The 13,150-nt window shown below is 70.1% G+C and carries 12 protein-coding genes and 1 pseudogene; 5 read left to right on the top strand and 8 right to left on the bottom strand.

The genetic code is table 11. The annotated features are described in order from the left end of the window. Positions 1-31 precede the first annotated feature (31 nt). From ACSNOK_RS00895 to rpmH, 8 genes and pseudogenes are all read right to left on the bottom strand, one after another. Positions 32-1,138 (bottom strand): ParB/RepB/Spo0J family partition protein, encoded by a 1,107-nt coding sequence (locus tag ACSNOK_RS00895; protein ID WP_436778574.1) that lies wholly within the window; start codon positions 1,136-1,138, stop codon positions 32-34. After that, a complete protein-coding gene (locus tag ACSNOK_RS00890; protein ID WP_436778573.1) occupies positions 1,135-2,202 on the bottom strand; it encodes a ParA family protein in 1,068 nt (355 codons plus the stop codon). The genes ACSNOK_RS00895 and ACSNOK_RS00890 overlap by 4 nt, the downstream gene beginning before the upstream one ends. Before the next feature lie 267 nt (positions 2,203-2,469). Further along, complete coding sequence (rsmG, locus tag ACSNOK_RS00885; protein WP_436778572.1) at positions 2,470-3,186, bottom strand: 16S rRNA (guanine(527)-N(7))-methyltransferase RsmG; 717 nt, start codon at positions 3,184-3,186, stop codon at positions 2,470-2,472. 152 nt (positions 3,187-3,338) lie between these two features. Next, positions 3,339-3,860, bottom strand: a complete 522-nt coding sequence (locus tag ACSNOK_RS00880; protein ID WP_436778571.1) for a protein jag — start codon at positions 3,858-3,860, stop codon at positions 3,339-3,341. 15 nt (positions 3,861-3,875) lie between these two features. Continuing rightward, a complete protein-coding gene (gene yidC, locus ACSNOK_RS00875; RefSeq protein ID WP_436778570.1) occupies positions 3,876-4,991 on the bottom strand; it encodes a membrane protein insertase YidC in 1,116 nt (371 codons plus the stop codon). A gap of 3 nt (positions 4,992-4,994) precedes the next feature. Continuing rightward, positions 4,995-5,312 carry a membrane protein insertion efficiency factor YidD gene (gene yidD / locus ACSNOK_RS00870; RefSeq protein WP_004939828.1) on the bottom strand — a complete coding sequence of 106 codons (318 nt, stop codon included), beginning with the start codon at positions 5,310-5,312 and terminating at the stop codon, positions 4,995-4,997. 71 nt (positions 5,313-5,383) lie between these two features. After that, positions 5,384-5,749 (bottom strand): annotated as a pseudogene (gene rnpA, locus ACSNOK_RS00865) (ribonuclease P protein component); the annotation flags it as partial. 24 nt (positions 5,750-5,773) lie between these two features. Next, positions 5,774-5,911, bottom strand: a complete 138-nt coding sequence (gene rpmH, locus ACSNOK_RS00860) for a 50S ribosomal protein L34 (RefSeq protein WP_003949374.1) — start codon at positions 5,909-5,911, stop codon at positions 5,774-5,776. 448 nt (positions 5,912-6,359) lie between these two features. On the opposite strand from rpmH, the gene dnaA reads away from it, so the two are divergent. The 5 genes from dnaA to ACSNOK_RS00835 all read left to right on the top strand — a co-directional run bounded on the left by dnaA (position 6,360) and on the right by ACSNOK_RS00835 (position 13,123). Further along, a complete protein-coding gene (gene dnaA / locus ACSNOK_RS00855; protein ID WP_436778569.1) occupies positions 6,360-8,177 on the top strand; it encodes a chromosomal replication initiator protein DnaA in 1,818 nt (605 codons plus the stop codon). 869 nt (positions 8,178-9,046) lie between these two features. Then, positions 9,047-10,177: a DNA polymerase III subunit beta gene (gene dnaN / locus ACSNOK_RS00850; protein ID WP_436778568.1), complete on the top strand. Its 1,131-nt coding sequence runs from the start codon at positions 9,047-9,049 to the stop codon at positions 10,175-10,177. Positions 10,178-10,539: 362 nt separating this feature from the next. Then, a complete protein-coding gene (gene gnd / locus ACSNOK_RS00845; protein ID WP_436778567.1) occupies positions 10,540-11,415 on the top strand; it encodes a phosphogluconate dehydrogenase (NAD(+)-dependent, decarboxylating) in 876 nt (291 codons plus the stop codon). 47 nt (positions 11,416-11,462) lie between these two features. Next, entirely contained in the window at positions 11,463-12,596 is a 1,134-nt protein-coding gene (gene recF / locus ACSNOK_RS00840; RefSeq protein ID WP_436778566.1) for a DNA replication/repair protein RecF, read from the top strand. Beyond that, positions 12,593-13,123, top strand: coding sequence for a DUF721 domain-containing protein (locus ACSNOK_RS00835; RefSeq protein WP_436778565.1), 531 nt, complete (start codon positions 12,593-12,595; stop codon positions 13,121-13,123). The genes recF and ACSNOK_RS00835 overlap by 4 nt, the downstream gene beginning before the upstream one ends. The last annotated feature ends 27 nt before the right edge of the window (positions 13,124-13,150 follow it).

Below are 13,150 nucleotides of genomic sequence, written 5' to 3'. Positions count from 1 at the left end.
GCCCCGCCCCACTCGGTCCCGATCGGACGCGCTAGCCGTCCGCGTCCTCGGAGCCCGTGTCCGACAGCTTCTGCTCCAGCACACCGCCCTCACCCGGGGCGAGCGTGCTGAGAATTCGCTCAAGATCCTCAATCGAGGCGAACTCGACGACGATCTTGCCCTTCTTCTGCCCGAGGTCGACCTTGACCCGCGTCTCAAAGCGGTCGGACAGCCGGGATGCCAGGTCACTGAGCGCCGGAGAGACCCGGGCACCGGCCCGCGGCCCCTTGGCCTTCGCCGACTTCTTCGTCCGGGAGCCCATCAGCTGGACGATCTCTTCCACCGACCGCACCGACAGGCCCTCCTGCACAATGCGGCGGGCGAGCTTCTCCTGCTCCTCCACGTCGTCCACGGCGAGGAGAGCCCGGCCGTGTCCGGCGGAGAGCACGCCCGATGCCAGCCGGAGCTGCACCTCGGGCGACAGCTTGAGGAGTCGGAGCGTGTTGGAGACCTGCGAGCGTGAACGCCCGATGCGGTCCGCCAGCTCGTCATGCGTGCAGGCGAAGTCCTTGAGCAGCTGATCGTAGGCCGCCGCTTCCTCCAGCGGGTTCAGCTGTGCGCGGTGGAGGTTCTCCAGGAGAGCGTCCAGGAGGAGCTTCTCGTCTTCCGTCGCCCTGACGATGGCCGGGATGCTCTCCAGGCCCGCCTCACGGCAGGCGCGCCAGCGGCGCTCTCCCATGATGAGCTCGTACCGCTCCGGGGCCAGCTGCCGGACGACCACCGGCTGCAGCAGTCCCACTTCGCGGATCGACGTGACCAGCTCCGCCAGAGCGTCCTCGTCGAACACCTCACGCGGCTGCCGGGGGTTGGGTGTGATGGCATCCAGGGGCAGCTCGGCGAAGTGCGCTCCCGCCACCGTCTCCACGGGCTCGGCCTCAGGCTCGGGCTTCCGGACGTCCACCGGTTCAGCGGCGAGCGCTCCGCCTTCCAGGGCCGACACGCCGGCCGGCGCGATCCCCCGGTCGGCGGTCAGCAGCGGCACCGCAGTGGGAGACGTGGCACCGGGCCCCACCGTGGGGGTGCCGATCTCCGCCCCCTTCGGTGCTGCCGGGATCAGGGCCCCGAGCCCGCGGCCCAGTCCTCTACGTCGTTCACTCACTGCAGCCCCTCCGACATGCTGTGCTGGTCCTGCTGTTGTTGATGACCCACCGGCTGGTGACCCACCGGCTGATGACCCACCGTATGGGCGTTGGTGTCGTCGTAATGCACGGCGACGCCCCGCAGCGCGATCTCGCGGGCCGCCTCCATGTACGACAACGCCCCACTGGATCCCGGGTCATAAGTGAGTACGGTCTGGCCGTAGCTCGGGGCCTCGGAAATCCGGACCGAGCGCGGGATGCTGGTTCTCAGCACCTCCTGGCCGAAGTGGCTGCGCACCTCGTCGGCCACCTGGGAGGCCAGCCGGGTGCGTCCGTCGTACATGGTCAGCAGGATGGTCGACACATGCAGCTTCGGGTTGAGGTGACCGCGGACGAGTTCCACGTTCCGCAGCAGCTGCCCCAGGCCCTCCAGCGCGTAGTACTCGCACTGGATCGGAATCAGCACCTCGGCGCCGGCGACCAGCGCGTTGACCGTCAGCAGCCCCAGCGAGGGCGGGCAGTCGATGAGGATGTAGTCCAGCGGCTGCTCGTAGGCCTTGATGGCCCGGTCCAGCCGGCTCTCCCGGGCCACCAAGGAGACGAGCTCGATCTCGGCACCGGCCAGGTCGATGGTGGCCGGTGCGCAGAAGAGGCCTTCCACGTCCCGGACCGGCTGGACGACATCGGAGAGCTTTCTCTGATCCACCAGCACGTCGTAGATGGACGGCACGTCGGCATGGTGATCGATACCCAGGGCCGTCGAGGCATTGCCCTGCGGGTCCAGGTCGACGACGAGTACCCGGTTGCCGTGCAGCGCCAGGGAGGCGGCCAGGTTCACCGTGGTCGTCGTCTTGCCGACGCCACCCTTCTGGTTGGCCACCACCATGACCCGCGTCTGGTCGGGCCGTGGCATCCGGGTTTCACGTGAAACGACCTCCGCGGCGCCCAAGGGGCCGGGCACCGGTTCGGAGTCGGCGGGGCGGGGGCCGGGGACCGGGTCGGCCATCGGCCCCGCGATATTGGCGTCGGACCGCAAGGATTCACTCTCCTCGACATCAGGCTCGCGATGGGGAGAGCCTGCCATGGTTCGCCGGGTACGAACCAGTGAGGCCCACTCTCCTGTGGATGAATCCACCGTGCCTGTGGATACCGGGGGAGGCTCCACAGCGTCGGCCGGCCGGCGGTCGCGGGCCGCGGCTGCGCGACCGCGCCCGATGATCCCTTGCAGCAACGAGCGATGTTTCACGTGAAACACGATGCCCGCGACCCTTGGCTACCCTGCCACGACACTCCGTGACGCATACTTTAGGCAGCTTGTATGGAGCACTCCCGGTACCGCCGGCCGGAGTAATCAGCGGCGTCGGCGCGACCGGCTCGTCCGAGCGGCCTTGGCCCGCTTCGCCGCGAAGCGGACGCCGCCGGGGCTCTCCCCGACCTCGACCCGCACCAGCGTGGACGGCGGGTCCACCACACCCTCGCCGACCTGCAAGACGGACGTCCGCTCCACGCCGAGCTTGCTGAGGGCGGCGCGGGCCCCCTTCAGCTCCTCCTCGGCGGTGTCGCCCTTGAGGGCCAGCATCTCGCCGTACGGCCGCAGCAGGGGGACGCCCCAGCCGGCCAGCCGGTCCAGCGGGGCCACCGCGCGCGCCGTCACCACGTGCACGGGCGGAAGCTTGCCCAGGACCTCCTCGGCACGGCCGCGGACGACCGTGACATGGTCCAGGCCGAGCAGTTCGACGACCTCGGACAGGAAGGTCGTCCGCCGCAGCAGCGGCTCCAGCAGGGTGATCTGGAGGTCGGGACGGACCAGGGCGAGCGGGATGCCCGGCAGACCGGCACCCGAGCCCACGTCGCACACGGAGACGTCCTCGGGGACGGCCTCGGAGAGCACGGCGCAGTTCAGCAGGTGCCGCTCCCAGAGCCGGGGAACCTCCCGGGGGCCGATCAGCCCACGCCGGACGCCCGCGTCCGCGAGCAGTTCGGCGTAGCGGACGGCATCCTGAAAGCGGTCACCGAAAACCGCCCGTGCCTCCGGGGGCGCCGGGGGGAGCTCCGCTGCCTCTTCCACAGTGAACCGTCCTTCCGTACCACGTTGTATCGACGACTCTGCGTATCGACGAATCTGTGGGACCCCGAACCTCGGAGTCCGATGTCAGGCTGACAAGGTTCGGCCCCGCCTGCGTACAGACGGGGCCGAAGCTACCGGGAAACGGGAGCAGGTCACACCGGCAGGACGACCACGCGGCGCTGGGGCTCCTCGCCCTCGGACTCGCTGCGCAGGCCGGCCGCGGCCACCGCGTCGTGGACGACCTTGCGCTCGAACGGCGTCATCGGGTCGAGCTTGACCGGCTTGCCGCCGCGCTTCGCGTCCTCGACGGCCTGGGCACCCAGCTTGGCGAGTTCCTCGCGCTTGCGGGCGCGGAAGCCGGCGATGTCGAGCATCAGACGGCTGCGGTCACCGGTCTCCCGGTTGACCGCGAGCCGGGTGAGCTCCTGGAGCGCCTCCAGCACCTCGCCGTCGCGGCCCACCAGCTTCTGCAGATCCCGGCTGGTGGAGTCGCTGATGATCGACACGGACGCCCGGTCGGCCTCGACGTCCATGTCGATGTCACCGTCCAGGTCGGCGATGTCGAGCAGACCCTCCAGGTAGTCGGCCGCGATCTCGCCCTCCTGCTCCAGGCGGGTCAGCGAGTCGGTGCCCTCGGCGGCGTCCGCACGGGTCTGGTGCTGGGTGTCCGTCACGGTGGGGCTCCTTCGTTACTTCTTGGACGACGGGTGCTTGGGCCGCTGCGGGCCGCCCTTGCGCTGCCCGGACTTGGCACCGCGGGACGAACCCCCGCCCTGCTTGGACTTGGCGTCCTCCGGCTGCTGCTTGGCACCGTTCCCCGAGGAGGCCTTGGTGCGGGCCTGCGGGCGGCCGGCCGGCTGCTGTCCGGTGGCCGGAGCGGCGGTGCGCTTGGCCTTCGGCTGACGCTTGGGCTGCTGACGGGCGGCGCGCGCGGCCTCGGCGGCCTGCTTGGCCTCGACCTCCGCCGGGTCCTCCTTGAGCTTGCCCTTGGCCCGCAGCCGCTCCTGGCGCTGCTGGTAGGCGAGGCTGCCCGGGGTGGGGTTGCGGCGGATGATGAACATCTGCTGGCCCATAGTCCACACGTTCGTGGTCAGCCAGTAGACCAGGACACCGACCGGGAAGTTGATGCCGAAGACGGCGAACATGATCGGGAAGATGTACATCAGCATCTTCTGCTGCTGCATGAAGGGCGTCTTGACCGTGAGGTCGACGTTCTTCGTCATCAGCTGGCGCTGCGTGTAGAACTGCGACAGCGACATCAGAACGATCATGACCACCGTGACGACGCGGACGTCGGTGACGGTGGAACCGAGCTTCTCGATCTTGCTCGCGCTGTCCAGGAACTTCACGGACAGCGGGGCGCCGAAGATGTGGGCCTCACGGGCGCTCGCCAGCAGGTCGTGGTTGATGACCCCGACCGTCTTGCCCTGGGCGATGTGGTTGAGGACCTGGTACAGCGAGATGAAGAACGGCGACTGGGCCAGGATCGGGAGACAGCTCGAGAGCGGGTTGGTGCCCGTCTCCTTGTAGAGCTTCATCATCTCTTCGGACTGGCGCTGCCGGTCGCTCTTGTAGCGCTCCTGGATCGCCTTCATCTTCGGCTGGAGCGCCTGCATGTTCCGGGTCGCCTTGATCTGCTTCACGAAGAGCGGGATCAGGCAGATGCGGATCAGGACCACCAGCGAGACGATCGACAGACCCCACGCCCATCCGCTGTTCTTGTCGAAGATCAGACTGAAGAACGAGTGGAACTGGACGATGATCCAGGAAACTGCGTAATAAAGGGGCTTGAGGACCGTGTCCACGTATCAGGCTCCTTGGGCGTTGGGCTGAGTCTCGGGCTGTGCGGCGGCCCCGGCTACGGGGTGTCCGCCCAGTCGGCTCCTCAGCCGCTGGTGCCAGACCGGACGCTTCCGGGGAGGTACGTGGTCGACGCCACCGAGCGACCACGGATTACAGCGCAGGATGCGCCAGGCCGTCAGCACCGTCCCCTTGATCGCGCCGTGCACCTGGATGGCCGTGTAGCCGTAGTGCGAGCACGACGGGTAGTACTTGCAGACCGGGCCGAGCAGGGGACTGATGGTCCACTGGTACAACTTGATCAACCACAGCAGCGGGTACTTCACCGTGCACTCCCTCCCGGGTCATGGCCGGGGTTCCGGGGAACCGAGGTATCGGTACCCGGGGGATTGCAGCTTCGCGGCGCCCCTCCCAACAGCCGCTGCAGCGCGGTATCGAGATCACGGGCGAGCTGACCGAAGTCCGCCTCGCCCGCGCCCGGCAGGGCTCGCACCACCACCAGGCTACCGGCGGGCAGCGTGTCGAGCCGGTCACGCACGAGGTGGCGCAGCCGGCGTTTGACACGGTTGCGGATCACCGCACCGCCCACCGCCTTGCTCACGACGAAACCCGCACGTGCCGGGGGGACACTTCCCCCAGGCGCGTGCGGGTCCGTTTCACTGCGGAGGTGGACGACGAGGAGTGGGCGCCCGGCCCTGCGTCCTCGTCGAACCGCGGTCGCGAAGTCCTCGCGCCGCCTCAGCCGAGACTCGGAAGGCAGCACGTCATGGACCTTGAGTCAGGCTGCTCAGGCCGACAGGCGGGCGCGACCCTTGCCACGGCGGGACGCGAGGATCGCGCGGCCGGCACGGGTGCGCATGCGCAGGCGGAAGCCGTGGGTCTTCGCACGACGGCGGTTGTTCGGCTGGAAGGTGCGCTTGCTCACTCGGGGACTCCAGAAATGAATCGTGTGATGGCGGGACATCGCCTGGCTGTCACCGTGCGCCCACGAGGAGACTCGCAATACGCAAGGCACCGCTTCACGATCACATCCCCACTTGGAGGGAGTGCGACCCTTGCCCATCGGAGGCAGGCGGCAGCAGCCATCGACAACTCGACCTGGTCACGGTACGCGCCGTTACGCCATCCGGTCAAACCGGCAGCGCACCAGCATTAACCGTAGCCTCCCGGAGGCCCCGCGCGTGCCAGCCGTGCCCGGGTGAGGCGCCGTGGACCGCCCCATGGCACATTTGTACACACCCTGTGGACAACGACTTGAACGACGTGCCACGGCCTGACTACCGTGGCTGAACTCCGAATCCTTCCCGCCCGTCCCGAGAACCACACATTCGTGGGACCGGAGGGCGCCCCCGCTGACCGAGAGAGCGTGCCCTGTGGCTGACCTGCCTGCCGATCTTGCCGCAGTGTGGCCGCGCGTGCTGGAGCAGCTCCTGGGCGAGGGAAGAGTAGAGAGCAAGGACGAGCACTGGATCAAGCGCTGTCAGCCGCTGGCCCTGGTCGCGGACACGGCGCTGCTCGCCGTCCCCAACGAGTTCGCCAAGGGCGTACTGGAGGGGCGGCTGGCCCCGGTCGTCAGTGACGCCCTCAGCCGGGAGTGCGGCCGGCCCATCCGCATCGCGATCACCGTCGACAACTCGGTCGGCGAGCCGGCGGCGCCACAGCAGCCCGCGCACGAAGAGCGCTCGCACAACGGCCAGGGCCGTGACACGTACGAGGGGTACGACGGACGCTCCGGTTACGACGGCCGGGACGGTTACGGCCGCGGCGCCGGCGACGACCTGCCGACCGTCCGCCCCGCCTACCCCGACTACCAGCAGTCCCGCGCCGAGCCGGGCTCCTGGCCGCGCCACACGGGCCCCGGCGGTCCGGGCCCCGGCCGGACGCCGGACCGGGGCGACTACGGCTGGCAGCAGCCGCGGCTCGGCTTCGCCGAGAACGACCGCGACCCCTATGCCTCCCCGCAGCACCCGTCCTCCGGCTACGAGCAGCAACGGGATTCCGGCGGGTACCGGCCCGGCGGGGGCGAGCGGTCCTACGAGCAGCAGCGCGAGCTGCCGGACGCCCGCGGCCGTGGCGCCGGCCAGGGGGACCGCCCGGTGCCCGGCGGCTCCGGCGCGTCGGGCACGGGCAAGTCGTCGGGGTCCGGCCCGGGCGAGCCGACCGCCCGGCTGAACCCCAAGTACCTCTTCGACACCTTCGTCATCGGCGCGTCCAACCGGTTCGCGCACGCGGCGGCCGTGGCGGTCGCCGAGGCGCCGGCGAAGGCGTACAACCCCCTCTTCATCTACGGGGAGTCGGGGCTCGGCAAGACCCACCTGCTGCACGCGATCGGACACTACGCGCGCAGTCTCTACCCGGGCACCCGGGTGCGGTACGTGAGCTCCGAGGAGTTCACCAACGAGTTCATCAACAGCATCCGCGACGGCAAGGCGGACGCGTTCCGCAAGCGCTACCGCGACATGGACATCCTGCTGGTCGACGACATCCAGTTCCTCGCGAGCAAGGAGTCGACGCAGGAGGAGTTCTTCCACACCTTCAACACCCTCCACAACGCGAACAAGCAGATCGTGCTCTCCTCGGACCGGCCGCCCAAGCAGCTGGTGACCCTGGAGGACCGGCTCCGCAACCGCTTCGAGTGGGGTCTGATCACCGACGTCCAGCCGCCCGAGCTGGAGACCCGGATCGCGATCCTCCGGAAGAAGGCGGTCCAGGAGCAGCTCAACGCGCCGCCGGAGGTCCTGGAGTTCATCGCCTCCCGGATCTCGCGGAACATCCGCGAGCTCGAGGGCGCCCTCATCCGCGTCACGGCGTTCGCCAGCCTCAACCGGCAGCCCGTGGACCTCGGCCTCACCGAGATCGTCCTCAAGGACCTCATCCCGGGCGGCGAGGACGCCTCGCCGGAGATCACCGCGCCGGCCATCATGGCCGCCACCGCCGACTACTTCGGGCACACCGTGGAGGACCTGTGCGGCGCCTCGCGCAGCCGGGTGCTGGTGACGGCGCGCCAGATCGCCATGTACCTCTGCCGTGAGCTCACGGACCTGTCGCTGCCGAAGATCGGCGCGCAGTTCGGCGGGCGCGACCACACGACCGTGATGCACGCGGACCGCAAGATCCGCGCGTTGATGGCCGAGCGGCGGTCCATCTACAACCAGGTGACCGAGCTGACCAACCGCATCAAGAACGGCTGACAGGGCCGCGCCGAGGGCGCGTGGACGCCTCCCAGGGCGCTCCGGGACGGTTCCCGGGGCGCCCTTCGCCGTTCCGGACGGCGTCGCCTCGCGGCCACCTCGTTCGAATAGGGACCCCCGTCACCCCGTTCTCCACAGAATCCGCCCCCGAGACCCGTCCACATCCTGGGGACTGGGAAGTTATCCAGATGATGTCCACAGCGGGCCCTGTTGACAGCCCATCAGTGGAGGTCAGAGGGGTGTGGAAGTGTGGGGAACCGAAGTCCACAGCCTGTGGATGACGGAACGGCCCCCAGCGGTCGCGCCGGTTGTCCACCGGCCGCCCACAGGAAGATCGGCGTTGTACACAGCCTTTCCCCAGGGTTGTCCACTGTTCGGCAACGAAACGCCCGAGGTCACCGCGCCGAGTGAAAGGCGTCACACCAAGCTGCCGGGTTGGGCTGTGGGGAACCTGGGTAAAGCTGGGGACGAGCCTGGGGAGAAGTGCGCCCTGCCTGTGCACCGCCTGTGCAGAACTTTTGTTTCTCCACAGTGACCCCCTGTTTTCCACCGTGGCCGCCCACAGGGGCAGTGGACAAAAAATCCGGCCTGACCAGGGCAAAGGAAGTTTTCCACGGTTTCCACAGGCCCTACTACTACGACCACTGAGATCAACCGGGGAACTCGCTTCGAAGTGGGCCCTGTGCACAACTCGGCCCGAGGCCGCGCCACGCCGTCGGGTGCGACTTGACCCCGAGCAGCACCGGCTGTCAGCGGCGTACGTCAGACTGGTCTCCGGCTTCGTAGCCGTCGAAGGCCGACGAAGCCGGACGAAGCCCGACGAAGACAGCCCAGCAGGGCCAGCCAGCAACAAGCAGGAGGCGGTTCCGGTGAAGATCCGGGTGGAGCGCGATGTACTCGCGGAGGCAGTGGCCTGGGCGGCCCGCAGCCTCCCGGCCCGTCCGCCGGTGCCGGTCCTCGCGGGACTGCTGCTGAAGGCCGAGGACGGTTCGCTCAGCCTCTCCGGCTTCGACTACGAGGTCTCGGCCCGAGTCTCCGTCGAGGCCGATGTGGAGGAGGACGGCACCGTCCTCGTCTCCGGCCGGCTGCTCGCCGACATCTGCCGCGCACTTCCCAACAGGCCTGTGGAGATCTCCACCGACGGCGTCCGCGCCACCGTGGTCTGCGGCTCCTCGCGATTCACACTCCACACCCTGCCTGTGGAGGAGTACCCGGCGCTGCCCCAGATGCCCACCGCCACCGGCACCGTCCCGGCCGAGGTGTTCGCGTCCGCCGCCGCCCAGGTCGCCATCGCCGCCGGCCGTGACGACACCCTCCCGGTGCTCACCGGTGTGCGCATCGAGATCGAGGGCGACACCGTCACCCTGGCCTCCACGGACCGCTACCGCTTCGCCGTCCGCGAGTTCATGTGGAAGCCGGAGACCCCCGACGTCTCCGCCGTCGCCCTGGTCCCCGCCAAGACGCTGCTGGACACCGCCAAGTCGCTCAGCGGCGGCGACTCCGTCTCGCTGGCGCTCTCGGGCTCCGGCGCGGGCGAGGGCCTCATCGGCTTCGAGGGCGCCGGCCGCCGCACCACCACGCGGCTGCTGGAAGGCGACCTGCCGAAGTACCGCACCCTGTTCCCGACCGAGTTCAACTCGGTCGCCGTGATCGAGACGGCCCCCTTCGTCGAGGCCGTCAAGCGCGTGGCCCTGGTCGCCGAGCGCAACACCCCGGTCCGCCTGAGCTTCGAGCAGGGCGTGCTGATCCTGGAGGCCGGCTCCAGCGACGACGCACAGGCTGTGGAAAAGGTCGACGCGCGGCTGGAGGGCGACGACATCTCCATCGCCTTCAACCCCGGCTTCCTGCTGGAGGGCCTCTCCGCGATCGACTCCCCGGTCGCCCAGCTCTCCTTCACCACGTCCACCAAGCCGGCGCTGCTCAGCGGCAAGCCCGCGGTCGACGCGGAGGCGGACGAGGCGTACAAGTACCTGATCATGCCGGTGCGGCTGTCGGGCTGACGCTCCGGCCCGACGCCCCCGGCGGCTGGGTGCGCGAGGGTCGTCCCTCGCAAGAGCGCAGCATGCCGGTGCGGCTGTCGGGCTGATGCTCCGGCCCGACGCCCCCGGTGGCCGGGTGCGCGAGGGTCGTCCCTCGCAAGAGCGCGGCATGCCGGTGCGGCTCTCGGGCTGACGCCCGGCCGACGGGCCGCGGTGTCCCCCGCGCGGAGCATCCGGCGGGAGACGGGAGCGGCGCATGCACGGAGGACGGGCGGGTAACCGCCCCACCGTTTGAGCGCTCGGTCCCGACAGGTGTGCACGGATCCCCGGGCGTAGGCTCGGATCCGGGTAAACCGCTACGACTACGGCATAGAGGATCACTGATGGAGCTCGGTCTCGTCGGTCTCGGCAAGATGGGCGGCAACATGCGCGAGCGCATCCGCCGCGCAGGCCACACCGTCATCGGATACGACCGCAATGCGGACCTCGCGGACGTCCACAGCCTCCGGGAGCTTGTGGATTCCCTGAAGGGTCCGCGAGTCGTGTGGGTCATGGTCCCCGCCGGCGCGGCGACCCAGTCCACGATCGACGAGCTGGGCGAGTTGCTGTCGCCCGGCGACGTCGTCGTCGACGGCGGCAACTCCCGCTGGACGGACGACGAGAAGCACGCCGAGGAGCTCGCCGCCAAGGGCATCGGCTTCGTGGACTGCGGCGTCTCGGGCGGCGTCTGGGGCCTGGAGAACGGCTACGCCCTGATGTACGGCGGCGACGCCGAGCACGTCGCGAAGGTGCAGCCGATCTTCGACGCGCTGAAGCCCGAGGGCGAATTCGGCTCCGTGCACGCCGGCAAGGTCGGCGCGGGCCACTTCGCCAAGATGGTCCACAACGGCATCGAGTACGCCATGATGCAGGCGTTCGCCGAGGGCTGGGAGCTGCTGGAGGCGGTCGACTCCGTCACCGACGTGCGCGAGATCTTCCGCTCCTGGCAGGAGGGCACGGTCATCCGCTCCTGGCTGCTGGACCTCGCGGTCAAGGCCCTGGACGACGACGAGCACCTCGACAAGCTGCGCGGTTACGCGTCCGACTCGGGCGAGGGCCGCTGGACGGTCGAGGCCGCCATCGACAACGCGGTGCCGCTTCCGGCGATCACCGCGTCCCTCTTCGCCCGCTTCGCGTCCCGCCAGGACGACTCGCCGCAGATGAAGATGATCGCCGCGCTGCGCAACCAGTTCGGCGGCCACGCGGTCGAGAGCAAGTAACACCCCGCGTACCAGACCACGCGAATCAGGAGGCTCGGCGCGCACCCATGCACGTTTCGCATCTCTCGCTCGCCGACTTCCGCTCGTACGCCCGGGTCGAGGTCCCGCTCGACCCGGGCGTCACGGCTTTCGTGGGACCCAACGGCCAGGGCAAGACCAACCTCGTCGAGGCGGTCGGCTACCTGGCGACCCTCGGCAGCCACCGCGTCTCCTCCGACGCCCCGCTGGTCCGCCTCGGCGCGGACCGGGCGTTCATCCGCGCGGCCGTCGTTCAGGGCGAGCGGCAGCAGCTGATCGAGCTGGAGCTCAACCCGGGCAAGGCCAACCGTGCCAGACTCAACCGCTCGTCCCAGGTCAGACCCCGGGACGTGCTGGGCATCGTGCGCACGGTGCTGTTCGCCCCCGAGGACCTGGCCCTGGTCAAGGGGGACCCAGGGGAGCGCCGCCGGTTCCTCGACGAGCTGGTCACGGCCCGTTCCCCGCGGATGGCGGGCGTGCGCTCGGACTACGAGCGCGTGCTCAAGCAGCGCAACACCCTGCTGAAGTCCGCGGTCATGGCCCGTCGGCACGCCGGCCGGTCGATGGACGTCTCCACCCTGGACATCTGGGACCAGCACCTGGCCCGCGCCGGCGCCGAACTGCTGGCGCATCGCCTGGACCTGATCGCCGCCCTGCTGCCGCTGACCGACGCCGCGTACGAGCGGCTGGCGCCCGGCGGCGGACCGGTCGCCTTCGACTACCGCGGCCCGGTGGGCGTCGGCGGTCCGGAGGGCGCGCGCACCCGCGAGGAGCTCTACGAGGTGCTGATCACCGCGCTCGGCGAGGCCCGCAAGCAGGAGATGGAACGCGGCGTGACCCTCGTCGGGCCGCACCGCGACGACCTCGTGCTGCGGCTGGGGCAGCTGCCGGCCAAGGGGTACGCGAGCCACGGCGAGTCCTGGTCGTACGCGCTGGCGCTGCGGCTGGCCTCGTACGAGCTGCTGAAGGCGGAGGGCAACGAGCCGGTGCTCGTCCTGGACGACGTCTTCGCCGAGCTGGACGCCCGCCGCCGGGAGCGGCTGGCGGAGCTGGTCGCGGACGGCGAGCAGGTGCTGGTGACGGCCGCGGTGGACGACGACGTCCCGGGCGTGCTGACGGGCGCGCGGTACGCGGTCTCCGAGGGAACGGTCGAGCGCGCATGACCGAGCAGTCACCGGCGCGCAGGGCCCCCGAGCCGTCCGGAGTGGACCTGGCGCGGGTCGCGTTGCGCGCGGCGAAGGAGCAGGCGCGGGCGCGGGGCGCGGCCGTGCAGCAGAAGAAGCAGGCGCGCCGCGGCGGCCTGCGCTCCGGCGCGCGTGCCGACGGACGCGACCCGCTGCCGCTGGGCGCGGCCATCAACCGTCTGATCACCGAGCGCGGCTGGGAGACGCCCGCGGCGGTCGGCGGGGTCACCGGGCGCTGGCCGCAGATCGTCGGCGAGAACGTGGCGCTGCACTGCGAGCCGCAGGGGTACGACGAGGACGCCCGGGTGCTCACCGTGCGGTGCGACTCGACGACGTGGGCGACCCAGCTCCGGCTGCTCGCCCCGACGCTGGTGGCCCGGCTCAACGACGACCTGGGCCAGGGCACCGTCCGGCTGATCAAGGTGCTGGGCCCGGGCGGGCCGGGGCGCCGGTACGGAGCGCTGCGGGCTCCGGGGAGCACGGGGCCGGGCGACACCTACGGGTGAGGCGTGCCGGTTCGGGCACGGGGGACC

Source organism: Streptomyces sp. URMC 126, assembly GCF_051386555.1.
Classification (GTDB): Bacteria; Actinomycetota; Actinomycetes; order Streptomycetales; family Streptomycetaceae; genus Streptomyces.
Note: the sequence above shows the minus strand (reverse complement) of the source record. Positions and strands in the feature narration are given on the sequence as shown.